The following is a 25,342-nucleotide window of genomic DNA, read 5'->3' on the forward strand; positions in this document are numbered from 1 at the left end:
GTAGTTGTAATGTTATAAATTCTTCTTTTTTGCATTAAAAATTATCTTTACCAAATAGTACTAGAAATCCAGTTAATTACCTATTATTGCCAATCACGCTGTCAATGCTTTTTGTATGGCAGCTTTTTCTTTAAATTACAGTCGTTGTGCTGTTTGTATATTGATTATGCATTTTCCTGCAATTAGGCGATCGCATTCATGTATTCAGCAGGTATTAATACTGCAATTAAACAAGCAGAAAAGGTAGATGCATAACTAATTAACAAAGAATATTATTGCTATTAAGAAAGAGCGAAAGAGTTAGTCAACAAGCTAAAAATCGCATTTTCTCAAGGTTCTATTTTTCAACAGAGAAAATTATGTCTACTACTTCTTAGCAATCTATGAAAAGCAAACTAGCTCTAATTTTCAAATGATTATTCCCTACACGATCGCTAATCCCCAATCCCTTTTACTTAATACTTTGGAGGCAATATGACAACTCTTTTTCCAGGTCAAAGTCTATACCCAGGACAAAGTCTGCAATCAAATAATAGCCTGCACACATTTATTATGCAATCTGATGGCAATGTTGTTCTTTACGATCGCAATTCTCAACCTCTTTGGGCAACGAATACTTGGGGAATTCAACCCCGTGAGTTGATCATGCAAACTGATGGGAACTTAGTTCTTTATGATACTTCAGGTTCACCAAGATGGGCTAGTAATACATGGAACAACCCTGGAGCTTTTTTTAATATTCAAGATGACGGTAATCTTGTAGTTTACCGAGCAGGTTCTCAAACGGAAACTGCGGATAATGCTTTATGGGCATCAGGCAGTAACGATATATGGGAATCAGGCGGACAAGGCGGCCAAGGTGGACAGAACGCTCAAATCCAAGAAATGTTGGCAGCTCATAATCGGTACAGAGCCGAAGTAGGAATTCCACCACTGCAATGGTCAGACAATTTAGCAGCAAGCGCTCAACAATGGGCAAATCATTTGGCGGGAACAGGAACATTTGAACATAGTCATAATGGTTCTGGAGAAAACTTAGCACAAGGCAGTACTGGCTTCTTTTCCGTTACGAAGCTAGTAGATATGTGGGGTGATGAAAAGCAGTATTTCAGTAACGGTACTTTCCCCAATGTCTCTAGTACTGGCAATTGGATGGATGTGGGTCATTATACTCAAGTTATTTGGAGAAATACAACCGAAGTTGGGTGTGGTTTAGCGAGTGGTAATGGTAACGATGTCCTAGTTTGTCACTACAACCCAGGCGGAAATGTAACTGGACAAGGCGTTTTTTAAGCGTTCTCAGCCGAGTGAGGTGCAGATTTGATTTGTCTATCTCTTGTGGGGTAGACATCTCTAACTGTACCCATCAACTTCATCAGCAAACTCTCTAGAAATAAACAAAAGGAACAATATGCTTTTATTTTTTACAATGCCATTAGATGAAACCTCACAACTAAATAGAGGTAGATTATTTCTCGTAGATGACACTAAAGGAATTGTGGGTAGATGGGTGGCTACAAGTAGCACTGCGGATAAACAAGGGGTAAAAGATTGGAATATTCGAGGTGGTGTAATTCCTGCTACTCATGAATTAAATCCTCCATTGCCTTTTTACTCTGTTGCAGTGAAGCCTGTAGACCTGAGAAATGTTAAAGGTGTAGAAGGTAATGCTTACCCTATTTCACCCTTTGAAGTCAAAACTATTGATGGAGGAACCCGTTCTGACTTGCTGATTCATAAAGATGCAAATGTACCGGGAAGTATGGGCTGCATTGTGCTACCTGAATCAGAATTCACAGATTTTGAGAAAGCCTTTCAGAAATATTGCGCAGGAGAAGACAGTGTTAAACTTCTTGTGGGCTATACTTACTAGGAGAAAATAAACATCAAACTCTTTAATCTTCTAATCATAACTGAGGCAACTGAAAAACAATCATTATTAGCCTCTTTGCTATCTAAACAAGGGCAATATCTGCGCAGTTCTTACAGAGTAACTGATGCCATGACAGTTTCAAAAAGCCATTTTCTAGCAAGGATCGCTGCTAAAAATGGCTTTTTATTTTCTCAGAAATCTATCAAGTATTACTAAAATCGCTGAATTATGGTTTGACAATTATATATTTATGTAATTATAAAGTAAATATTGTGGTATTTTAATGAAGATTATTTTGTATAAAAACTTCAACGTTTCATGGATAAACAATGGGTTTTTACCTGCGGATTCAAACGCTATCTTTAATATTACTTGCTTTCATTAGTATCACTTCGATGGCAACTTTTGCACAATCGAGACCCCCATCAGGTGTAACAATTCCCCCCGATACTCCAGGGAAAGTGGAAGAAACTTTACCCCAAGCATCACCAAAGCCTCCTCCTACAACATCTCCTCCAACTGTCCCGATACTTCCATCATCTCCACAAGAAAATCTACCCGACACAATCTTTCCCAGTGGTGAGAGTTTCTTTGTCAAAGAAATCCAAGTTAAAGGCTATTCTGTTTTAAAGGATGAAATTTTTAAGTTAAAACAGCCCCTAGAAAATAAAAAAATTACATTTGAGCAGTTATTGCAACTGCGATCGCAAATCACTGAACTCTATGTTAGAAAGGGCTACATTACCAGTGGTGCATTTATTCCCAACAATCAAAATGTTGCTAATGGTGTCGTGCAAATTCAAGTTGTGGAAGGCGAACTTGAAGATATCTATATTGAAGGCTTACAAAGGTTGCAATCTGCATATGTGCGTTCTCGGATTCAGCGTTTTGCAGGAACACCATTGAATAAAAATAGCCTAGAAGAAGCACTGCAATTATTACAAATTGACCCTGTAATTGAACGAGTCAATGCTGAGTTAATCGCAGGTAGCACCTCTGGAAGCAATATTTTACGGGTCAAAATTACTGAATCACCAGCTTTTCATGCAGGAGTTATCTTTGCAAATGACCAATCACCTAGCGTTGGTTCAGAACAAGGGAGTGTTTTTGTTGCTCACGATAATTTATTAGGGCTGGGAGATGAATTCAGTGCTGAATATGGCATTACTGAAGGCTTAGATATGTACAATCTCAGTTATTCAGTTCCCTTCAACGCCTTAGATGGAACTATTGGTGTCCGCTACAGCAATAGTAGCAGCCGCATTATCGAAAGCGAATTTCGGGAATTGAATATCAAGAGCGAAGCTGAAACTCTTTCTTTTAACGTTCGTCAACCGTTAATCTACACCCCAAACAAGGAATTTGCGCTCTCTCTCGCATTCGATTTACGGCGCAGTCAAACCTTCATACTCAATGATATTCCCTTCTCTTTTACCGAAGGCCCCGAAGATGGGAAATCAAGAGTGACGGTGATTCGGTTTTCCCAAGATTGGTTACAACGCAATGCTAACACTGTCCTAGCAGCGCGATCGCAATTTAGTTTTGGCATAGATGCCATAGATGCAACTATCAACGATAGCGGTACTGATGGGCGTTTTTTCTCCTGGGTGGGACAATTTCAATGGGTACAACGCCTATCTCCCCGCATCTTGATGCTGGCCAAAATTAACACTCAACTTACACCTGATTCTTTACTGACGCTAGAAAAAATTAGCATAGGGGGAGTTGAGACGGTGCGTGGTTATCGTCAAAATCAACTTGTTGCTGACAATGGGGTAGTTGGAGGGGTAGAAGTTCGGATTCCCCTGACATCGAATGTCGAAACCCTACAGTTATTGCCATTTTTTGACATTGGTACAGTTTGGAACAATCGCGATCGCAATCCCGACACACAAACCCTAGCTAGCTTAGGATTAGGATTACAGTGGCAACCTATTAGTGGTTTGGTATTGCGTGCAGACTATGGTTTACCATTGATTGGAACAAGCGATCGCGGTAGTTCGCTGCAAGATAATGGCTTTAACTTCTCAGTACGCTATCAGCCATTTTAATAGCTTTTATGAACCGATAAGCTCTGCTTTTAATTTACAATTGCAATTTCGGGAGTTGCCAAAATAGCTGTTGAGACAACAATTGCCATTTTGGCAAGCGAAATCTTAAACTGTCACGCCTTCCAACTCTTCATCCGTTAGATCGTACAATTGCCGTAACTTATCTAACTTATCTTTATCCGCTTGCCAGAAACCCCGCCCATGCGCTTCTAACATCCTCCCGACTATATTGCGGAATGCTTCTGGGTTAGCTTTGCGTAATTTTTCCGCCATCTCTGCATCTAAGGCGTAAGTATCCGCTGCTTGGTCATATACCCAATCATCAGTAAAATCCGCAGTACCGCCCCAACCAATTAACGCCGTCATCCGTTGGGATATTTCAAAAGCACCACCAGAACCTTGATTAGCCATTGCTTGCGCCCATTTGGGATTTACTAACTTCGTGCGGTATTCCATTCGCAGCAAATCATCTAAGTTGCGGGGTGTAGTATCTTTCGAGAAACTTTCCACAAAACTAGTTGTAATTTTCTTACCGCGTTGTTTTTCTGCGGCCTTCTTCAAACCACCAGTATTAGCGTAATATTCTTGAATATCGGTAATGCCATATTCTACCGAATCAATTTCTTGAACAATGCGATCGCTTGTTTTCAACAAAGTATTCAACACCTCAGGTCTAGCCTGTCCCTTATCCTGTCTCCCATAGCTGAAAACATTGCGACTTTGCCAAGTATTACCTAACTCATCCCCAGATTCCCAATTACCATCCACAACTTGGTCATTCACCAAAGAACCAAAATCTCCCGCTGGGTTAGAAAACAACCTTGCAGATGTATTCTCCACTCCTTGCGCTTTTAAAGCCAAAGCGTGTTTTCTAATAAAATTCTCCTCTTCCGGTTCCTCAGCATCAGCAGCCCGTTGAAACAAATCATCTAATAATTCGATGATATTCACAAAACTATCGCGGAAAATTCCCGAAAGATTTCCTAACACATCAATCCGGGGATGTCCCACCTCAGCCAAAGGTTTCAACTCATAACGAACAATTCTCCCCGTTCCTTCCTTCACAGGTTCAGCACCGACTAATTCTAATAGAATCCCCAACGATTCACCCTTAGTTTTAATCGCATCCAAACCCCATAACATCACCGCCACAGTCTCCGGATACTTGCGATGTTCTTGTAAATGCTGGGCGATAATTTTTTGAGCAATTTCCCTACCTCTTTCATAAGCAGCAGGTGAAGGCATTCTATAAGGATCTAAAGCATGAATATTCCTACCCGTAGGTAAAACCCCCGGCCCATCCCGCAACAAATCACCACCAGGCGCAGGCAGAATATACTCCCCATTCAAACCCCTTAATAGATTCGTCAACTCCTCCGTAGATTGCATCAACAAATCTCTTATTTCTTCTCCTTCGCGACCTTCGCGCCTTCGCGGTTCGTCCCCAAAATAAGCCTCCAAATACCCCGCCATTTTTTCCTCATTCGGTTCCTCCCCCAAAGTATGCAACCCAGAAGAAAATAACCGACTTTCTAGAACTTGCAAATACTCGTACAACTTCACCAAATAGTCATCAAAAACATGGGCGCTAAACATCCGCACATTTTCATAACTAAAAGGAATTCCCAACTTCTTCGCATCTGCCAACGGACAATCTGCATCCAAACCAGTGTCCACAATTTTCCGACAAATCGCTTCCTTCAGCGCATAATTCTTTTGCGGATCTTCCCGATACTCAGAAATTAAATCCCTTAACGCCAACAACTCCTTATACAAACCAGCACGACCATAAGGCGGGACGTTATGGGAAATTAACACCCCATAACCGCGACGCTTCGCCAAAATAGATTCCGAAGGATTATTCGCCGCATATATATATAGATTAGGCAAATCTCCTAACAAAATATCCGACCAAGAATAACCAGTATTACCCAACGGTGAACCAGGCAACCACTCCACAGTACCATGCATACCAAAATGAACCACAGCATCAGCTGCTAACTCATTTTGTACCCATTTATAAAAAGCAGCATATTGCGGATGAGGAGTTAAATCTCGTTCAAACATTAACCGCATCGGATCGCCTTGTAAACCCAAAGGCGGTTGTACACCTATCCAAATATTTCCTAACTGTACGCCCCCAATTTGAAACTCATCACCATAAGTTTTAATCCCCGTTCCCGTGAGAGATTTCCATTGTTTTTCAATGCGAGAAGTGCGGAGATATCCTAACCATTTTTCTAACTCCCGAACATTCACAGTATTAACCGCCGATGAACGCCGATGCACGCCGATATCCATCTGCGTTAATCCGCGTTCATCGGCGGTTTTTATCTCTTCATCCGCTTCCTTCACCCAGCGAATTAACTCTTCCCCATCCTCCGGTAAATCTCCTACGTTGTAGCCTTGTTCTTTCAGCGCTTGCAACAACTTCAAAAGACTACGCGGCACATTTAATAAAGCTGCTGTTCCCACTGCACCATAACCAGGAGGAAACCCATATAAAATAATGGCAATCTTGCGTTCTGATGCAGGTTTTTGTCGCAAATTAATCCAACTTTTTACCCTGCCAATTAATCGCTGTACCCGTTCGGGAACTAAATAAATATCTTCACCCACCAAACCACCAAGGGGAACAGTATCAATCGCCCCATCGAGTTCTGGTAAAGCATACAACACAACACTTTGCAACCCGCCGATACCTTGGCGCGTCCAAGAATAAATATCTTGAATTAATAACGGTGCAGCAACAAAATAAGGGACATTTTTAGCTGTCAGAATGCGTTTTGCTACCTCTACCTGTCGCCCAGCTTCCATTGAACCAGCCGGGCCGCCAACTAAAGGAAAACCAATTGTAGAAACTACAGCATCTACCTTCACTGCTTCTTGTGAAAGGGAGGGAGTTTCAATATTGCCAACTTGTCTTTGTTGAAGTTCGTAGTCAGTTGTCATCCAATCTCTTACTGCCACGTGTCCTTCCACACCATTAATAAAAATCGGTAAAGGAATTAACTCAGCTGCTTCAAAACGACGAATTAGTTGGGGAATATATTGCTGTTTGGTAATAACGTGTTTGCGATAAAGCAGAATTCCCACAACTGGATTTTGCAAGTTGAATTTCTGCTGATACCATTCCAAATATGCTTTTGGCGATTCAAAATACCCTTGATAATTTGGATGCAATAGCCCCATATTCGGGGTTTCCACAGGTGCAGGAATATCGCCAACTTTTAACCCTAAATATTTTTCCGCCAGCGTCCAGAATAGAGAAGCAACATTTTCTGGCCCGCCAGCATTCCAATAACCATAGATAATTAGCCAGTTGCGTAAATCTTGGACTTTCTGCACTGGTATATATTTGAGTAGTTTCGGCCCTACCTTTAAAAAGCTAATATAACCAGCGAGTTTGTCTTCTTCTCTACCGTTACTAAATTTATCCAGAATAAATTTAACAGGCTTAGGCATACCTTTGGGTTTATCGCCAATGGCAAAATCGCCCAGCTTGGTTAAACTCATCAATTCTAAAGCCGACTCGAACGCTAGCCGGATGGGAATTTGGGAGATGCGATCGCGCAACCACAAAATCTGGTCATAATCAAATAGCAAGCTGCCAAAAAAGACATCAGCGTCTTGGAGTGCTGCTTCTACTTCCTGGCGCTTGGTGGTAATATCGCGATCGCTAAACACGCAAATATCTAACTCAGGACAGCGAGAGTTAGCGACAAAGGCTGCTTTTCTATACAAGTCAGCGTTAAAGGATTCAAACCCAGCAATCAAGACGATGCGTTTCATGCCCGTAAGCTACACAATATATCTTTATCTCGATCTTAAATCCCCTTTCCAGCTAAAACTGTAGACGCAGAATTTATTCTCATGTTTTACCTTTAACACACCTGCGTCCTGAAAATTGCTGACTTGTCATGCGGAATTCTTACTCTCTATTCGCCACTTCCTTCAATTCTTTAGGCATTTGTGTCAAATAATACTCAGCACTGACAACTTCATAATTTTAGAATTGCAAAATTATGTCTATCTTGGATGCCAAATGCGTGTATGCAGATTTAAATCCTCTACAATTCCCAATACCAAATTCATGTTTTCAAAATATTCCTGAAGCGGAGCGAATCTTAAGGTACTCTTGTAGAGGTTGGGTTCAAATATTTCATTATCTACTAGCTGTTCAATAGCGATATAAATCATATCGTCTACAAAAGACAAATAAATATTTCTATTTGTCTTCTGACGAAACTTTATTATTTTTTCCATTAAACTAGTTGATAAAACATAACGTGCTTCTACTTGGTCATCAGCATAAACAGTGAATAGTCTTGCAAATTCTGGGTCTTCTAGTTTAATTAACTGCTTTGTGCCATGATTAAGCGCATGAATATTGAGACTAATTGATTTTGGCTGCACAATTGTTGCCGTTTTGACATTCTTGTTAAATTTCGCTTTGAAAAATATTCCCTTAAATACTACATTTGTCCGAGTAACTTCATTTCTTAAAATTTCTGATTCAAATTTTTTATAGTCAATATTTTTACCTTGCAAAATATTATTAAATAGATAGGGAGATAACTTAAAAAATCTAAATAATAGAAAACCTATATAAAAGGTAAATGGTAAGAGAAACGTAAAAAAATATAAAATGCGTAAAATAGAAAATAAAAAATTTCTAAATGAATTAACGTCAATTATTGTGGCATCATTGTTACTCATGAAAAATGTTATATCTAAAGGGTGAGTCCAATAATGCTTGAGTTGCAATTCGGCGTGAATATTAGAAAACCAAATATTCACACCGTTAACTTCACCTTCAATATAATCATCTTGGATAATCTTGTTTGGTTTTAGCAATCCTTGGAATAATTGACTATGTTGAAAATAATTAAAGCTCTTGCTGATATTTTCTGAAGATAATGTATTAATATATTTTAGATTTTTATTTTCATTAAAAAAAGTAAATATTTTTTCATTTATTTTAGATTTTAAGCCATGAGAAAAGGTTTCAAAAGCTGAATTATAAAATAATATCCAAAGCCAAAATATAAATAAAAAAATTAATAAGTAATGGGCTAATACAATAATAAAAAGAAATGGTATAACAATATGTAGAGAGCCGATGTTAAAAAACCAAAAACCTAAATGACTGTCCGGCGTAAATTTAAGATCAGTTAAAATAATTGGGAAAGCCTTGATGAGCGCAAATCCCAGAAATAGAGCAATTATCTGAGAGACAATTACAGAGTATAAAACTTGTTTTCTTAGAGATTCTAAGGTTTTTAATTCATCGACAAGAGTTGTTTGACAAAATGTTTTAAATTCTTTGAGTGTTTTTGGTGTAAAAGTATCAATTTCTGATGCTTCTGGTAAATCTGAAACTTCTAGCTTGGCTGGGAATATTGCTTCTTCAGTATTGAGTGTTAATACTGGAGGTGTAAAATTATGTATGAATAGTTTTGTATATAACAGATGTCTAGCCCATTTTCTGATTGCTTCATACTGATGAATTAGCAATGGCTGACAAAGAGCGATCGCCCGATCTATTTGTCCATTTTCTTGATAAGCTTTTACTAGCCATTTATGTGCTTGTAAATATTGTTTAGTATTTGGGTCAGCACCTTGGCAGAATTTCTCTAATTTTGCGATCGCTTCTGTATATTGTTTTTGAGTTAAGGCTTGATACCCAGCGGTTATTAATTCAGCAGCCTGTGCAGTAGTGAGCAAATCTTTTGAAAGATTGACAGAAGATTCTTCCTCAGTTAAGTTAGTCTCTGGAGATATCTGTCCAAGATAGTATTGTGCTAATACTCGTGTTATGTGATATTCACTATTGCTTAATTCTTGGCATAAGTTCATCGCTTGTTGAGACATACCAGTGCAATGATATGCATCTAATAGTAATACCTGTGCATATAAATATTCCTTTGTATTTGGTTCGACATTTTGGAGAAGATTTTCCAGTAATTTCAATGCTAAATTATAATTTTGATAATTCAACAAATTAATTATTGCGCTCAATATTTCTTTTATTTTTTCATTTGTCAATTTTGGCATATTTTAAAATTAAATTTTAAAATTACTTTTAGTTTCTAAAGTAGCTTGAAAGTGTACTTTTAATTTATACTTCATCCCCCAAGCTATTAAATTAGTAGGAAACATTTCTACAGCAGTATTATATTCAGTGACAGCAGTATTATAAAATCGTCTAGCCGCAGAAATTTGTTCTTCTACTTCATTCAATGAATATTGCAATTGCAGAAAATGTTGATTTGCTTTTAATTCTGGGTAAGCCTCCACTGCTATCAGAATCTTGTTTAGAACTTGAGTAATTTGCTCTTCTACAATAACTCGGCTATTTCCACTTAGCTTTTGAGAATTTGCTATAGTTCTAAGTCTACTAATTTCTGTTAATACTCTCTGCTCAAACTGCACATATATTTGAGCTACAGCTACTAAACTAGGAATCAAGTCACATCTTTTTTGTAGAAGCACATCAATCGTAGCAAAGGCGTTATCGACTTGGTTTTTCTTATAGATTAATTTGTTATACAAGGAAATAAATATAATCAACAATAAAAATAACGCACTTATTAGATAAACAAACATTCTTATTTGTTTAATTTCAATATTATTGAATTATGTTAACAATGATTTGTTCAATAAAACATGGTATATTTTCTGAACAATATTTTAAATTAGTAAAATTAATTCGGTATAAATAAGGTCTATAATGTTGGTTCTTAAAATTGCCAAATTTATCTTCCTAATTTCTCAAAGAAGTTGGAGATTTTGCGTCTCAAATTCTTTGCTCTTCCCTCTACTAAGGGACGCATCTGGTGAATAGAGGGTTAGACCCTTCAATATAAGCGATCGCTGGGTTTAATTTGGGTTTGTCTTTGGAAAACTTCAATCGAGAATATGACGCGCTGGGTGCTAATCGCAATGCCCGCAAACTGTATCAGACAATGGAACTTGATGCTAAAGTGCAAAATTGCAATGATAGAATGGAGCGTCTTTCGCAACCACAAGCGCCTGTAATTTCTCGGCGTGGGTTTTGGGGGTGGTGGCGGCGGTTGTGGCGTTGGGTTCGTCAGAAGAGGCAAAAGTAAAAGCTGTGGATTATGGAAAAAATGAAAGCGTCAGCTATACAAATGAGAATGGAGAAACTATTACTTGGTCTTTGCAGCAAGTGATAGATGTTAATTCAGTTTTGTATGATGACATTGATTCATCTGAGGATGTTGTTGATTTATATACTCGACATTTTCGCAATTATGACGCTTATTGATTGTTTAAGCCATTATTATCTCAAGAGTAAGTAAGGGCACAACAGTGTTGTGCCCTTAAGATAATCTGCTGTAAAACCTTGAATCGAAGCTTCTTTTTTTGCAATAAACCTCAATCTATCAACTAGCTTGGCTAATACGCCGTTGTAATTCAATTTCAAATTCCTCATCAGTGCGAGCAATGACCTTTGGCCACTGGTCTAACCTGTCCATTAAAATATGAAATGCTTCGGTGTCCTGCGGGTGATACCTGACCCAATCTCTTAATTCATCATCTGACATTGCTTGATAATCAGGGTTAGTCATGGAAATGTCACCTCATTATAGGGGCACGGCACTAGTAAGTTATTGTATTTACCAGAATATTATGGATGCCGTGCCCCTACTAAGTATGGTTTGCCTCAATTCAGCTAGGCTGATTATTAGGTGGTATTTGTTCTGGTGGTGCTTCCGCTGGGGGAGCAAGTACCGCATCCGGCGCGATTTCCTCGACAGGAATTGGTTCTTTATTCTCAGTCTCAGAATGTGCTTGTGCTGCTTCCACCAACTCCGGAGATGGGGGATTTGGTGGAATGACTTCTGGGATACTCTCAGTTGTTGCTTCCGTGTCAGTAGTGGTGACTACCTCATCGGTCGGTTGTTCTGAGATGACAGTTGGAGACTCGGTATCAGCGATGGTGACTGCTTCTTCTACTGCGGTTTCTGTTGTAGCCGCAGTGTTGTCGATAATTTCCACCAGAGACGAAGCTTTTGTTTTGGATGTTGCAGGTGCTTGTTTAGGAGTTTTTTGGAATTTACCTTTTACACCACTAAAGGTATTACCAATACCCTGCTGCAACTGAGCCAGCCGTTCTGGTAAAGACAACTTAGTAACCTGTTGCTGAATTGAAGTTTTTACAGCATCTGAACTGGGAACTGGTGTTTGTTGTGCCTTTGGTGTAACCTGCCGACGTAATGAGAAAGTTTGCCAGCCAAACCAACCCAAAAGAGCAACACTAGCTACATGACCCAGCAAAAGACCGCCATTAATGCGTTGTGCAAAAACCCATAACATCAAAGCATAAAAAAGCCCTACACCACTCCAGATAAAATCATTCTTGCGATGGATTTCTGGGAAGAAGAAAGCTGCTAGATAAATGGCTAAACTACCAAGACCCACCGCCAAAGCTAGGACATATGCCAGCATTATTTGGTTACTCCTTACTGTGTCCTTTGACTAAGTATTTCACTTTTGCAAATTTTGCAAGGAAATTGTTGATTTAGATACAAATTAAAACTAATTATCTATGTTAGCTGTGTATCTTTGCGCCCTAGATTAACTCTTTCTTAATGTCTTCTTTAGGAGAGAAGCGAAAATCTCGGACTACCCTTAAAGATAAAAGGATCTGCAAGAGTTAGCCAAACATAGTTTATGACACTACAAAGCTTTGGTGTGATTGGTTTAGCCGTTATGGGCGAAAATATCGCTCTAAACGTCGAGCGTAATGGCTTCCCAATTGCAGTTTATAACCGTTCCAGAGAAAAAACCGATGCCTTTATGGCGCAACGTGCGCCAGGGCGGAATGTCAAAGCCGCCTTTACCTTGGAAGAATTCGTCGCTGCACTAGAACGTCCCCGCAAAATCTTGGTGATGGTGCAAGCTGGTAAGCCAGTAGATGCGGTAATCGCTCAACTCAGACCATTGCTAGATGAAGGCGATATTATTATCGACGGTGGCAACTCTTGGTTTGAAGATACAGAACGACGCACCCAAGAATTAGAGCCTGCTGGATTTCGATATATCGGTATGGGTGTGAGTGGTGGCGAAGAAGGCGCACTCAATGGCCCCTCACTAATGCCTGGTGGTACAAAAAGCTCTTACGAGTATTTGTCACCAATTTTTAACAAAATTGCTGCCCAAGTCGATGACGGCCCTTGTGTAACTTACATTGGCCCTGGTGGTTCCGGTCACTACGTCAAAATGGTACACAACGGCATTGAGTATGGTGATATGCAGCTAATTGCTGAAGCCTACGATTTGCTGAAAAATGCCGCTGGACTTGACCACAATCAGTTGCACGAAGTGTTCAGTGAATGGAACACCACTGACGAACTCAATTCATTTTTGATTGAGATTACGTCTAATATTTTCCCCTACATTGACCCAGAGACAAATTTGCCTCTAGTCGATTTAATTGTTGACGCAGCAGGTCAAAAGGGAACCGGACGCTGGACTGTACAGACTGCATTAGAATTGGGAGTTTCTATTCCCACCATCACCGCCGCAGTTAATGCCCGGATTATCTCTTCAATTAAGGACGAACGGGTAGCTGCATCCAAAATTTTGACAGGGCCTAGTGGCAAGTATGATGGGCAAGTTAAGGACTTTGTAAATAAAGTCAGAGATGCCCTGTATTGCTCAAAAATCTGTTCTTACGCTCAAGGGATGGCGCTGCTATCTACAGCTTCAAAAACATATAATTGGAACTTGAATCTGAGCGAAATGGCGCGGATTTGGAAAGGTGGCTGTATTATTCGCGCTGGCTTCTTGAATAAGATTAAGAAGGCTTTTAACGAAAATCCAGCATTGCCTAACTTGCTGTTAGCCCCAGAATTTAAGCAAACAATTCTCGATAGACAAGCAGCTTGGCGCGAAGTAATCATGACAGCTGCAAAACTGGGTATTCCAGTGCCAGCATTTAGCGCATCTTTAGATTATTTTGACAGCTATCGCCGCGATCGCTTGCCACAAAACTTGACTCAAGCACAACGCGACTACTTCGGCGCGCATACATACCTGCGTATTGATAAGCCTGGAAGTTTCCATACCGAATGGGTTCCCATTGCTGAAGCTGGGAAGTAATCAACTTTCACCTTTCTAAATTCTTAGATTATTTTTAAGTGACTCTAATATCTAGAGTCACTTTTTTTCATAATCATAAAGAAACAAATATTATTCCACAGTTTACAAATTAGTAGTATTTGTAGGGTGGGCAATGGTAGCCCTGTCAAGGTGTATTGATGAAGAATTGGAATAGGCGATCGCCAACTCAAAAAATCATAGAGGAAGAGGAAATGTTGGATGCAATCTCGCGATTTGTGCAAGCAAGTCCAATGAGTGTAATAGTGCGAGGCTTAATGGAGAGAGTAGACCCGCGCCACCGACATGTCTCAACTGCACGTCTTTTAGCCCAAGCAAAAAACTCACCTTGACAGGGCATTGCCCACCCTACAGATACTATTACAATCAAGTTGAGAATAGTTAATACTGACAATGAACAATTCTATCCCCGCGATTATTTTTGACAATATCGAAAAAAGCTTTGGCTCCCTGAAAGTCCTCAAAGGAATTACTGGTGAAATCAACCGGGGAGAAGTTGTTGCAGTGATTGGCTCTTCTGGCTGTGGTAAAAGCACTTTACTAAGATGCTTTAACCGTTTAGAAAGCATTAATTATGGGCGTTTAGTAGTCAATGGTATCGATATATCCCAGCCTACTATCAACTATAGTCAACTGCGACAACTTAGAACACAAGTAGGGATGGTTTTTCAGCAATTCAATTTATTTCCCCATCTCAGCGTGCTAGAAAATCTAACGCTGGCTCCGCGTAAAGTATTGGGAAAAACACCGAAAGAAAGTGCCCAATTGGCAGGATTGTATCTCGAAAAAGTGGGTCTTTTTGATAAAGCTTCTGCTTATCCCGAACAACTTTCAGGAGGACAAAAACAACGGGTAGCGATCGCTCGCAGTTTATGTATGAATCCGCAGATTATGCTATTTGATGAACCCACCAGCGCTTTAGACCCAGAACTGGTTGGCGAAGTTCTGCAAGTCATGCAGCAATTAGCGGCGGAGGGAATGACAATGGTAGTTGTCACCCATGAAATGCAATTTGCACGAGAAGTCGCACACCGGGTAATCTTCCTCGACCAAGGTCTGGTGGTAGAACAAGGTGTAGCGCATGAAGTTCTGACCCATCCCCAAAGCGATCGCCTGCGTACTTTCCTCAGTCGCCTGAAGGCTGTTTAAACATCCCCAAAGCTGTGAGAGTTGAATTCTTAAAGATATTCGCGCAAAAACTCAAAAGGATCGTCTCCCCAACATGGTTCAGGGATCATCAACATCAGACTGCTGTTGATATCGGCTTCAATTTCATCACTGTCTTCCCGATCGAATAGTTCGGTCATCACTTTCCAGTCCCGTTCTTCAAGGGAAGTAATTGATGGAGCATATATATGTAGATTTCCTTGATAATTCACGCGCTACATTTAGAGTTTATTATTGCTAAAAAATTATTCTTAAAGTTGATAAACAATCATATTCTAACTTGGACATTATACTTTAGCCGTAAATAATAATCCCAAAATTATTAGCGATCGCACTGTAATTAGAGCTAAATAAAATTATGGGTGTAACCCCCTAATAAATGCATCAACAAGATGATTAATTTAAGGGATTACACTATAGCAATCCTATCTAAATTGTGAGAATCAAAGCTCATTTCACCGTCAAACTGTAGTTTTACAAAATAAGTAGGGTGGAAAATGTCTACTAAAACCTGGATACGGTGGGGATTTGTTGAGTCTAGGCGTCAATCTCTGGATGAAACTTAGTCCTGGTGATGTTCCACAAGATAGGTCAAAACCTCACTAGCATTACCACAGAGAACAGCTGGAGAAAAATGGTATTGTATAAACTGCGAAAAACCATCTCTGTAGAAATCTGGTTATTGAACCATAAATAGCGATCGCTCAATTCTATATCATTAATTTTTCTTCTTTAACTACAACTCATCCTTACCTGTTAATTCCTGTTCCATAGCATCCGCACCATATCCCACAGCCAACAGAGTATTTTTAATAGTTTCAGGATCGCTATTAACTGTGATTTTGGCTGTAAATATAGCCATATAAGTCTGGTCTTTTGTAAACAATTGCCAAGCAGCTATTTTATTCAGACCGCTATTTTGTAATAATTTATTGGCAATCTCTGCTGAAAATGGCCCCTTGGATATATACCCTGGAGAAGAGATATAGCGAATTTCTAAATTACCAATTTTCTCAGTTTTCGATTCAATAAATACTACTTGGCTTCTTTTGTTTTCTGTCTCTACTAATAATTTAAAATCACCATCAGCAATTATTTCATATTTAGCACCTATTTTATCGAGTGCGTCTTTGATGCGCGGATCGGCTGCTGGTTTAGTATTCGTTTGAGCAGATACGATTTGCATGGATATTGCAACGCTAGCGACAGCAAAAGTAATTAATTTAATAATGCGTTTCATGTGATTTTTTCTGTAATATTTTTTAGAGTTCACTCTGCTTCACCGATGAGAGTAAATGCAGCCCAGTCAACAGGATTGCTATACTGTTGTCTTGTAGTTAGCATTGCTTGTCGTAGCGCTGCTGCTTTATCAGAATTATGTTGAAGTTGGCGATAAAACTCAGTCATCAACAATGCGGTGGAATTGTCGGGTACAGACCAAAGGGAAACAATCACACTCTTAGCTCCGGCGGTAATCAGAGAGCGTGATAAGCCAATCACACCATCGCCTGTAATATTACCACCTCCAGTATTACAAGCACTGAGTACAACTAGTTCGGCTTTGAGTTTCATGTCCAGAATTTCGCTAGATGTTAGCAAACCGTCATTTTTACCTCCAGGCGCAAGCGCGATCGCACCCGGTACGCCCAAACCTTTAAAATCATCTAGTAAGCCGTGGGTAGCAAAGTGAATAATGTTAGCTTGCTTCATCTTTTCTACCATCGCTGTCTCAGTGGCTTTGTTACCGATAATTGCTGGTGTTTTCAATAACTCTGCAATTTTAATTGCTTCTTCTTCCGCACCCGGTAAAGGTGGTAATTGTTCGTTGCCAATCGGTAGCTTGGGCATGGTAGGATTACCAACTACCAACACATCTTTGAAAGACTGGTTAGAGTTTTGTCTGTGTTTGCGGGTGAGATCCAAAACTTGAATTGCTGGTGCAGTCAAGATAGTATGTTTTTCGATTAAATATTTCCCTTGGTCGTCTTGTAATGCGGGGAAAGGTACGAGAAACAACGATTCTTGGGGGATAAAAACAATATGAGCTTTAGGATCTGTAGGAAGATATTGAGCGATTGGTTGAATTAGAATGTCATATAGTTTATTTAATTGTGACTTTTGCTGACCTTGATTTTGTTTATCAACAGATGTAGATTCACTAGAAACACCTCTACCTCTTGCACCGATTCCTCTGCGGCTATTAAGCACAAGGTTTTGTAGAGGAGATTTCAGAGAATTGTACAGGTTAACTTGCGCAAAAGAAATTTCGCCTGTAGGTTTGACTACCCAAATGTAAAGGAATTTGTCCTCTAAAGTTGAGTATTGTACAAGCGTGGCATTTTCTTGTTTGGCAATATTTTGAATTTCTGGAAGTTTTAAAGGTTTGATATTTAATTGAGCATTTGGCTTCTCTAATTGCTTGGAAGCTAATAACTCAACAAAAGCTCTGGCTCTAGCGCGATCTGCTACTTCTAGTGCAGAATTAATCTTATTCTGATTAACTAAACTTTGTTGGAGCGAACGATAGGTAATTGTCTGGTTTTCAAACAGTGAGATTTTCTGCGCATCAGTTAATCCCGGTCGTAAAGATTCCCAAATTTCTACAGCCGCAAACAGAGTTTTTTCTGCTTCCGGATATTGACTTTGATAATTGTAAATTAATCCAATATTGTTGAGAGTTTTTGCTTCTCCTACCTTGTCGCCAATTTTTCTGACAATGGCTAAAGCTTGTTGAAAGTAGTCTAAAGCTTTAGCATATTGCTCTAAGTTGCGGTAAACTTCGCCAATATTATTGACATTTCCTGCTTCCGCAGCTTTATCGCCAATTTGTTGATTAATCGCTAAAGATTGCTGAAAATACTCCAAAGCGCGATCGTACTTTTCTAAATTGCGGTAAAGTTCTCCAATATTGTTGAGAGTCTGTCCTTCTCCTTCTTTATCGCCAATTTGTTTGCGTAGTGCTAAAGCTGGCTGAAGGTATTCTAAGGCTTTGTCATACTCTTTTAATTCGCGATAAGTTTCGCCAATATTATTGCGAGTTGTTGCTTCTCCGGCTTTATCGCCAATTTGCTGTTGAATTACTAAAGCTTGTTGATACTGTTGCAGTGCTTGGGGATACTGTCCTAAGTTCCGGTAAATTTCCCCAATATTGCCAATATTTGTACCTTCTCCGGCTTTGTCACCAATTTGTTTGCGAATCGCTAAAGCTTGCTGAAGGAATTCTAATGATTGTGCATACTGTCCTAAGTCGCGATAGACAGCTCCAATATTATTAAGAATTACTCCCTGTCCAGCTTGATTACCAATTTGTTTATCGATAGCTAAAGATTGCTGATAATAATCTAATGCTTTGGTGTACTCTGCCAAATTATTATAAATTAACCCTATATTATTGAGAGTTGTTGATTGCAGTGCAATATCACCAGTTTGTTTACTAATAGCTAAAGCTTGTTGATAAAATTCTAAGGCTTTGGGATACTGTGCCAAGTTTTGATAGACTAAGCCGATGTTGTTAAGATTGATTCCTTGTTCGGCTTTATAACCAAGTTCTTTGTCAATGGCGTAGGCTTGCTGAAAAAATTGCAATGCTTTGGTGTAGTCTCCTAAGCTTTGGTAAACCGAACCTATATCGTTGAAAACGTTTGCTTGCCTGGGTTGATCGCCTATTTCTTGATTAATGGCTAAAGCTTGCTGAAATAACTCCAATGCTTGAGCATACTTTCCCCACCTATCGTAGATTGAGCCGATATTGCTGAGGATTGATGCTAGCTGTGGTTTTTTGCCAACTTCTTTAGTAATGGCTAAGGCTTGCTGAAAATACTCTAATGCCTTGTCATATTGCCCTAAATAACGATAAACCAAGCCAATATTATTAATCATTGCGCCTTCACCAGCGCGATCGCCTGTTTGTTTGATAATAACTAAAGCTTGTTCCAAAATTTCAATAGCTTTGGGATATTGTCCTAATTTGCGGTAAACAGCGCTCATCTCATTCAAAATTACCGCTTCACCTTGACGATATTTAATTTCTCTGAGAATGACTAAAGCTTGCTCGTAAAATTTTAAAGCTTCAGGATACTCTGCGCCATCGAATTTTTGCCGACCTAAATTATAAATTCGTTCAGCCTCATCTGTGCGATCTTGCGGCGTTTGCGCTTGTGCTGTTAGAGAAGAGGGTATGGTGGGTAAGGGAGATAAGCACAGCAGGGGAAGTATGACAGCTACCAATGAGAAATATTTTAGGCGATCGCCCATTACAAATCCTCCAGCAAGTGTATATTTAACTACTTGCTATTATTTATACTCCTCAGTAACTTGAGATTTCGCAAAACGACATAAAACTTTCGCAGTCAAGACTTCATACCAATTCTCTAAAAAAGGTAATACTTACAGTTTTAGGCAAACTGCGTCTACACTCAATCAGCATTCATTACCAACGAGTACTCATCCATAGAGAACTCGATCGCATTTGTAACCAACCAGATCGAGTTGTTTATTAACGAGTACTCATCCATAGAGAACTCGATCGCATTTGTAACCAACCAGATCGGGTTGTTTATTAACGAGTACTCATCCATAGAGAACTCGATCGCATTTGTAACCAACCAGATCGAGTTGTTTATTAACGAGTACTCATCCATAGAGAAGGCGATCTCGTTGACAACAAACGAGTTGAGGTTAATCTAAATCGTTGGGACAGCATCGATAAATCCCCATTTTTTAAACCCAAATCTGGACAACGCAACCTTGCAATTGTTATCCCAATCAAGGTGTATTACTCGAAAGGGTATGCAGATTGTTACATAAAATTTAACAATTTAACTAAGTTATTGTTTGTAATTTTACGGGAACTCTAACTTCAACGAGTTCAATAAATCAAGGTATTGGTGATGAGAATTTCTCACAAACAATCAAACCTCTGGTTTCAATTGTTGTTAGCAGCATTGACTACTGGATTTTTTACTTCAGGCATATCATCACCAGCCTTAGCTCAGGTGACATCGGATGAGACGACTAACACCAGTGTCAGCATTAATGGAAATGATTTTACCATTCTCAATGGTATTGATAAAGGAAATAATTTATTTCATAGCTTCAGTAATTTTTCAGTACCCACAGGTAGTTCGGCAACCTTTGATTTAACCAACACGCCCAATATTACAACCATATTTAGTCGCGTGACAGGCAGTAATGTTTCTAATATTGATGGGTTGATTCGTACTCTTAATAGCAATAACCCCGTAAGTTTATTTTTGATGAATCCCAATGGTATTGTATTCGGGGCAAATGCCAGCCTGAATATTGGCGGTTCGTTCGTCGGGACGACGGCGAGTAGTATTAAGTTTGCTGATGGGACAGAATTTAGTGCTGTAAATCCTGCCGCTAAACCTTTATTAACAATGAGTGTACCAATTGGATTGCAAATGGGTAATCATCTCTCACCGATACAAGTCCAAGGTACAGGATATGCCTTAGATCGGACTAGCTCATTTTCTCCTGTAATTCGCAATCCTAGCTCCACAAAATTACAAGTACAGTCAGGAAAAACCTTAGCATTGGTAGGTGGAAATATCACTTTGAATGGTGCTACTCTGAGTGCGGAAAGGGGTCAAATAGAATTAGGTAGTTTGGGAGGTGCAGGATTAGTTAGTTTAGTACCGACTACTCAGGGTTATCAATTGGAGTATGAGCAGGGGCAAAGTTTTGGTGATATTCAACTGGCGCAAAAGTCACTATTAGATGTTAGTGGTTTTAACTCTGGTGCAGTTCAACTCCAGGGAAGAAATATAGATTTTACTGATGGTTCGTTGATTTTATCCCAGAATTACGGCAATCTTCCTAGTGGAAATATTAATTTGCAGGCTTCAGAAGCGATCGCACTTATTGATAGCACGCCCGATGCTAAAATTCGCAGTGGGATTCGTGTGGATGCCTTGGGAACCGGATCTAGTGCCAATATTAATATCGTCACTCCCCAGTTGACACTCCAAGAAGGTTCAGGAATAAATACTGTAACTTATGGAACTGCTAACGGTGGTAACATCCAGATTCAAGCAGCAAATATAGAGTTATCCGGTTTTTCACCCCTCAATCCCACTGGCGTAACAACCATTACCACTAGCACCTATGGAAAAGGCGCGGCTGGAGATATCTTGGTTAATGGAAATAATTTACTAATCTCTGGAGGAGCTTCATTATCATCGGCGACATTTGGTAGTGGCTCCAGTGGTAAGTTGAGCATTCACAATCAAAATACCACCGTTATGGGTGAAAATCCTTCTGGGCTGTATAGCAATATTAGTATAACTACCTTTGCCAATGGAAATGCCAAAGATTTGCGATTAGATACTGGAACTTTGCAAATATTAAATGGCGGAACAATTGGTTCATCTGCTTTCTTTGTCGGTAATGGCGGTAATGTCCAAATCAATGCTAGTGATGCGATCGCTATTAGTGGTAGCAGTAGCAATAATAACAGTAATATCAATTCTTCTGCTGTGCGTCTAAGTCCGCAATTACGTCAATTGTTTGGTTTGCCAGATATCCTCACTGCAAATGCAGGTAGTGTCACTATTACTACACCCAAACTCACACTCACAGATAGTGGAACAGTAACAGTTACTAGTCAAGGTACTGGGAACGCAGGAAATCTGCAAATTACCGCCGATCAAATCCAATTGAAAAATCAAGCTTTAATTCAGGCGCAAACAGAATCAGGTAATGGTGGTGATATCACCTTGCAAGTAGGAGATGTGGTACTGATGCGCGATCGCAGTAAAATTACAACCACCGCAGGCAGTACGGGTAATGGTGGTAATATCAACATTAATGCACCCATAATTGTCGGCTTAGAAAACAGCGATATCACTGCTAATGCTGTTCGAGGTAAAGGCGGTAATATTAATATCATCACTCAGGGAATTATTGGTTTAGAATACCGTTCGCAACTGACCCCAGAAAATGATATCACCGCCAGTTCAGAGTTTGGAGTGAATGGTACAGTAGACATTAACAACATTGGTGTCGATCCCAATTCTGGTTTAGTTGAATTACCGGGAGATTTTACCGATCCTTCTCAAAAAATTGCTACAGGTTGTGCTACTGATACTGGCAGTAGTTTTGTGGCCACAGGAAGAGGTGGTGTACCGCAAAATCCCAATCAGGAAGTCAGGAGCGATCGCCCTTGGTCTGACACCCGCGACATCTCTGCATTCCATCAAACACCAGCTTTACAAGCTCAAACACCTACAACACCGCAAGTTGTGGTACAGGCTACTTCTTGGCATCGCAACGCCTTTGGCAAAATTGAGCTTGTTGCCAATCAATCACCGACTCAGGTGCAACCTTCATTAACCTGTGCTGCTGTTCCTCAAATTTAATAATGTGATTTTTCATACCTTTGCGGGAACTCTAACTTTAACGAGTTCGATAAATTAAGGTATTGGTGATGAGAATTACTGACAAACAATCAAACCTCTGGTTTCAATTGTTGTTAACAGCATGGATCGCTGGATTTTTCACTTCCGGCATATCATCACCAACCTTAGCTCAGGTGACATCCGATGGCAGTACTAACACCAGTGTCAACGCCATTGGTAATGATTTCTCTATTCTCAATGGCATCAATAAAGGAAATAATTTATTTCATAGCTTCAGTAATTTCTCTGTGCCGACAGGTGGCAGCGCTACCTTTGATTTAACCAATACGCCAAATATTACAACTATATTTAGTCGGGTGACAGGCGGTAATGTTTCTAATATTGATGGGTTGATTCGCACGCTCAATAGTAATAACCCAGTCAGTTTATTTTTGATGAATCCCAATGGTATTGTATTCGGGGCAAATGCCAGCCTGAATATTAGCGGTTCATTTGTGGGAACAACCGCAAATAGCATTAAGTTTGCCGATGGGACAGAATTTAGTGCAACTAACTCTGCTGCACCGCCATTATTGACTATGAATGTACCCGTGGGATTGCAAATCGGAAGTAATGCGGGAGCAATTCAAGTTCAAGGGACAGGTTTGCAAGTTAAAACTGGGCAAACACTAGCGTTAGTTGGTAGTAAAATCGACATCACAGGGGCAACGCTGAAAGCACCAGATGGGAATGTTGAATTATGGGCTGTGCAGAATGCATCGATTAAAATGGACAATCAAGCTAGATGGCAACTAACGAGTCCTGCTGACACAGCAAACTGGGGTACAATTTCCTTACAACAAGCTTCATTGGTTGATACAAGTGGAATTAACGGTGGAGGGATTAACATCCGTGGACGCGGGTTGACCGTGCAGGATGGATCAAATATTAGTTCTATTACCTTTGCTGGACAAGGTAAGGGAATTACTGTCAACACCACAGACTTTGTTGACCTACTGGGTGCTTCTCTCCCTGGACAGATTGGTCCTGGTATAGGAACTAATGTAGGTATCTTGTTTGGACCTCCAGCAACTGGACGAGCTGGAGATGTTACTGTTGAAACAGGACGCTTAAAGTTAGCAAATGGAGCTTGGCTTCAGTCCTCCTCTAATGGCAACAATTCTCGATCGGGAGATGTTACTGTTCGGGCTTCAGATGTAGAGGTGGTAGGTTATAATCCATTTTTTGATATCCCCACCTCGATTACCACTAATCTCTTTAGTGGCAAGAACAATGAGAGTGGAAAAATTTTCATCGAAACAAATCGAATGCGGGTGCAAGATGGTGGAATAGTCAGTACATCTTTGATAAATTTTGACCCTCTCTCTGCTCCCACAGGCAAGGCTGGAGACATCTCAATCCGAGCAACTGAGAGCCTTGATATCTCAGGATACACACCCTCTCAACTACTATCTGGAGTGTCTACGGGAATTGGAGAAACAGAAGGAGAACCAGGAAATCTCTCAATTAATGTTGGACGTTTGCATCTCTTTAATGGCGGGACTATCCGCAGTACTTTATCAGGAAAAGGGAAAGCGGGAAATATCACCATTCAGGCAAACGAAGTGGCAGTTAGCGATCCAGCGATCGATCTTCTCGACAAGTTCCCCGGTGGTATTACTGTTTCTATGGGTAAGAATGCAGTAGGTTCAGGTGGAAGTATCACCCTAACGGCTGATAAGCTACAGGTATTTAATGGAGGACAGATCACCTCTTTCAGCCTAGGTCAGGGAAATGCGGGCAATATCAACTTACAAGTTAAAAACATTGATGTGGAAGGTATTTCTCAACCTTTAACTAACGGTCAAATTCTGCCCAGTGCGATCGCAGCATCTTCGACAACTAATTTTAACGCCGGGACGGTAAATATTACATCCGATATAGTAAAAGTACGCAATGGTGCGGAAGTTACTGTGAGCAATACAGGAACCGGGGATGCAGGTAATTTGAATATTACTGCTAATAAGATCTTCCTTGACAATGCCGCAAATCTACGTTCTGAGGTGAATGGCGGTGGTCAAGGTGATATCCACCTCAATGCCAATGATGTTTTGCTATTACGGCACGGTAGCAACATCATCACCAATGCCCTTGGGACTTCCACAGGCGGCAACATTAATATCAAGGCGGGGTCGATTGTCGCTGTGCCAAAAGAAAACAGCGATATTTCGGCTAATGCTGTATTAGGAAGCGGTGGCAATATCCAAATCACGACTCAAGGTATTTTTGGATTGCAATTTCAAGACCAACTCACACCTAATAGTGACATCACTGCCAGTTCTCAGTTTGGTTTAAGTGGCACAGTTCAAGTTAATACCATCGGTGTTGACCCCAACTCAGGTTTAGTTGAACTACCAACAAATGTCACCGACCCATCCCAGAATATAGCTACAGGTTGTTCTGCAAATACTGGTAGTACTTTTGTCGCCACAGGAAGAGGTGGCGTACCGCAAAATCCCAATCAGGAAGTCAGGAGCGATCGCCCTTGGGCTGACACCCGCGACATCTCTGCATTCCATCACACACCAGCTTTACAAGCTCAAACACCTACAACACCGCAAGTTTTGGTACAGGCTACTTCTTGGCATCGCAACGCCTTTGGCAAAATTGAGCTTGTTGCCAATCAATCACCGACTCAGGTGCAACCTTCATTAACCTGTGCGGCTGTTCCTCAAATTTAATAA

General features: G+C 40.1%; 18 protein-coding genes. 10 read left to right on the forward strand and 8 right to left on the reverse strand.

Going from position 1 to position 25,342, the window contains the following annotated elements:
- Positions 1 to 474 precede the first annotated feature (474 nt).
- From AACU33_RS10905 to AACU33_RS10915, 3 genes are all read left to right on the forward strand, one after another.
- Positions 475 to 1,293: a CAP domain-containing protein gene (locus AACU33_RS10905; protein WP_096588522.1), complete on the forward strand. Its 819-nt coding sequence runs from the start codon at positions 475 to 477 to the stop codon at positions 1,291 to 1,293.
- A 118-nt stretch (positions 1,294 to 1,411) separates the two neighbouring features.
- Positions 1,412 to 1,873: a hypothetical protein gene (locus AACU33_RS10910; protein WP_096588523.1), complete on the forward strand. Its 462-nt coding sequence runs from the start codon at positions 1,412 to 1,414 to the stop codon at positions 1,871 to 1,873.
- A 329-nt stretch (positions 1,874 to 2,202) separates the two neighbouring features.
- Positions 2,203 to 3,924, forward strand: coding sequence for a ShlB/FhaC/HecB family hemolysin secretion/activation protein (locus AACU33_RS10915; protein WP_096588524.1), 1,722 nt, complete (start codon positions 2,203 to 2,205; stop codon positions 3,922 to 3,924).
- A gap of 105 nt (positions 3,925 to 4,029) precedes the next feature.
- Here AACU33_RS10915 and bchH read toward each other — a convergent pair whose 3' ends face one another.
- The 3 genes from bchH to AACU33_RS10930 form a co-directional block, all read right to left on the reverse strand.
- Positions 4,030 to 7,716, reverse strand: a complete 3,687-nt coding sequence (bchH, locus tag AACU33_RS10920; protein WP_096588525.1) for a magnesium chelatase subunit H — start codon at positions 7,714 to 7,716, stop codon at positions 4,030 to 4,032.
- A gap of 237 nt (positions 7,717 to 7,953) precedes the next feature.
- On the reverse strand, positions 7,954 to 9,981 hold the full coding sequence (locus AACU33_RS10925; protein WP_096588526.1) for a DUF3137 domain-containing protein: 2,028 nt from the start codon (positions 9,979 to 9,981) through the stop codon (positions 7,954 to 7,956).
- Between the two features lie 9 nt (positions 9,982 to 9,990).
- Positions 9,991 to 10,533 (reverse strand): LemA family protein, encoded by a 543-nt coding sequence (locus AACU33_RS10930; RefSeq protein ID WP_096588527.1) that lies wholly within the window; start codon positions 10,531 to 10,533, stop codon positions 9,991 to 9,993.
- A gap of 290 nt (positions 10,534 to 10,823) precedes the next feature.
- Here AACU33_RS10930 and AACU33_RS10935 point away from each other — a divergent pair, with 290 nt between their 5' ends.
- Together AACU33_RS10935 and AACU33_RS10940 are read left to right on the forward strand one after the other, a co-directional pair.
- Entirely contained in the window at positions 10,824 to 11,036 is a 213-nt protein-coding gene (locus AACU33_RS10935; RefSeq protein ID WP_339375919.1) for a hypothetical protein, read from the forward strand.
- A complete protein-coding gene (locus tag AACU33_RS10940; protein WP_339375920.1) occupies positions 10,991 to 11,215 on the forward strand; it encodes a DUF4288 domain-containing protein in 225 nt (74 codons plus the stop codon). The genes AACU33_RS10935 and AACU33_RS10940 overlap by 46 nt, the downstream gene beginning before the upstream one ends.
- 118 nt (positions 11,216 to 11,333) lie before the next feature.
- Here the strand turns inward: AACU33_RS10940 and AACU33_RS10945 are convergent, their stop codons facing one another.
- Both AACU33_RS10945 and AACU33_RS10950 read right to left on the reverse strand, forming a co-directional pair.
- Complete coding sequence (locus AACU33_RS10945; protein ID WP_096588529.1) at positions 11,334 to 11,519, reverse strand: DUF6887 family protein; 186 nt, start codon at positions 11,517 to 11,519, stop codon at positions 11,334 to 11,336.
- Positions 11,520 to 11,619: 100 nt separating this feature from the next.
- Positions 11,620 to 12,399 carry a Ycf66 family protein gene (locus tag AACU33_RS10950; protein ID WP_096588530.1) on the reverse strand — a complete coding sequence of 260 codons (780 nt, stop codon included), beginning with the start codon at positions 12,397 to 12,399 and terminating at the stop codon, positions 11,620 to 11,622.
- A gap of 225 nt (positions 12,400 to 12,624) precedes the next feature.
- Between AACU33_RS10950 and gndA the strand changes: the two genes are divergently transcribed.
- The 3 genes from gndA (at position 12,625) to AACU33_RS10965 (ending at position 15,222) form a co-directional block, all read left to right on the forward strand.
- Positions 12,625 to 14,055 carry an NADP-dependent phosphogluconate dehydrogenase gene (gene gndA / locus AACU33_RS10955; RefSeq protein WP_096588531.1) on the forward strand — a complete coding sequence of 477 codons (1,431 nt, stop codon included), beginning with the start codon at positions 12,625 to 12,627 and terminating at the stop codon, positions 14,053 to 14,055.
- Between the two features lie 158 nt (positions 14,056 to 14,213).
- Complete coding sequence (locus AACU33_RS10960) at positions 14,214 to 14,405, forward strand: hypothetical protein (RefSeq protein WP_339375921.1); 192 nt, start codon at positions 14,214 to 14,216, stop codon at positions 14,403 to 14,405.
- A gap of 61 nt (positions 14,406 to 14,466) precedes the next feature.
- Positions 14,467 to 15,222: an amino acid ABC transporter ATP-binding protein gene (locus AACU33_RS10965; RefSeq protein WP_096588532.1), complete on the forward strand. Its 756-nt coding sequence runs from the start codon at positions 14,467 to 14,469 to the stop codon at positions 15,220 to 15,222.
- Between the two features lie 29 nt (positions 15,223 to 15,251).
- On the opposite strand, the gene AACU33_RS10970 is transcribed toward AACU33_RS10965, so the two are convergent.
- From AACU33_RS10970 to AACU33_RS10980, 3 genes are all read right to left on the reverse strand, one after another.
- Complete coding sequence (locus AACU33_RS10970; protein WP_096588533.1) at positions 15,252 to 15,452, reverse strand: hypothetical protein; 201 nt, start codon at positions 15,450 to 15,452, stop codon at positions 15,252 to 15,254.
- Positions 15,453 to 15,976: 524 nt separating this feature from the next.
- Positions 15,977 to 16,513 (reverse strand): hypothetical protein, encoded by a 537-nt coding sequence (locus AACU33_RS10975; protein ID WP_339375922.1) that lies wholly within the window; start codon positions 16,511 to 16,513, stop codon positions 15,977 to 15,979.
- Positions 16,510 to 19,494, reverse strand: coding sequence for a CHAT domain-containing tetratricopeptide repeat protein (locus AACU33_RS10980; RefSeq protein ID WP_096588535.1), 2,985 nt, complete (start codon positions 19,492 to 19,494; stop codon positions 16,510 to 16,512). Before AACU33_RS10980 ends, AACU33_RS10975 begins: the two co-directional genes overlap by 4 nt.
- 635 nt (positions 19,495 to 20,129) lie before the next feature.
- Here AACU33_RS10980 and AACU33_RS10985 point away from each other — a divergent pair.
- Positions 20,130 to 22,619, forward strand: a complete 2,490-nt coding sequence (locus tag AACU33_RS10985) for a two-partner secretion domain-containing protein (RefSeq protein WP_096588536.1) — start codon at positions 20,130 to 20,132, stop codon at positions 22,617 to 22,619.
- Between the two features lie 68 nt (positions 22,620 to 22,687).
- On the forward strand, positions 22,688 to 25,339 hold the full coding sequence (locus tag AACU33_RS10990) for a two-partner secretion domain-containing protein (protein WP_096588537.1): 2,652 nt from the start codon (positions 22,688 to 22,690) through the stop codon (positions 25,337 to 25,339).
- The last annotated feature ends 3 nt before the right edge of the window (positions 25,340 to 25,342 follow it).

This window comes from Calothrix sp. NIES-2098 (assembly GCF_963875125.1).
Taxonomy (GTDB): Bacteria; Cyanobacteriota; Cyanobacteriia; order Cyanobacteriales; family Nostocaceae; genus Aulosira.